Below are 823 nucleotides of genomic sequence, written 5' to 3' on the forward strand. Positions count from 1 at the left end.
ATTGATACGTGGCGAATGGGGTTGTTTCCCCTTTTTTCGTGATGGCTGTTAACTGATCTGCCGTATCCCAGGTGTACGTGTATGTCCCATCGCTGAGACGATTCCCATTCGTGTCATACGTTAGTTTGTCGCCATTCCAAGCCGTGAGCTGGTTACCATCATTATAACTCGCTTCGATGGCTTTTGTCTTGCTGGAATCTGTCACTTTGGTACGATTACCGAAGCCATCGTACGTATAGGCTTTCACCGTGCCATCTGGCAGTGTCTCTTTCGTGAGCTGATTGATGGCATCGTACTCGTAACTCGTTTTACCTGCTTTCTTATTCTCAATCGTGGTTCGGTTACTCGCTGCATCATACGTGTAGCTTTCTTCAAATAAGGTATTGCCAGCCTTATTCCCAATTTGGATTTCACGTACTTTTTGTGTCGCATCATAATTGAAGTTGGTGCCAACGCCATTGCCGTTGAGATACTGGTCCACATTGCCGAACTCATCATACTCCAAGAAATAGTTTCGGGAACCATCGTTAAACTTGGTGTTTTGATCTAACGCATTGTAGTCATACGTTGCTTTGTAGTTGTGTGCCCCGTGGGAAACAAGGACTTCATTGATTTTGTCGGTTTTTCCTTTGTTGTCTTTGCTCGGTTTATCTTTGTATGTCCAGGAAACACTGCCACCGCGTTCGGTTTGTTTTGTGATACGGTCGGCATCATCATAAGCTTTATCGCGCACCCATCCTGTGGTTGCGTCGGTCACTTTGGTTTCGTTCCCATTCGGGTCAAATTGGAAGCTAAATGCGGTTTGCCCATTCCACTTCACACC

Annotated in this window: 1 pseudogene; it reads right to left on the reverse strand. The window is 45.8% G+C overall.

From position 1 onward, the window contains the following. Window positions 1–823: pseudogene (locus PROCOU_RS16035) on the reverse strand (RHS repeat domain-containing protein); the annotation flags it as partial.

Source organism: Listeria rocourtiae FSL F6-920 (assembly GCF_000525975.1).
In the GTDB taxonomy this organism is placed as follows: Bacteria; Bacillota; Bacilli; order Lactobacillales; family Listeriaceae; genus Listeria_A; species Listeria_A rocourtiae.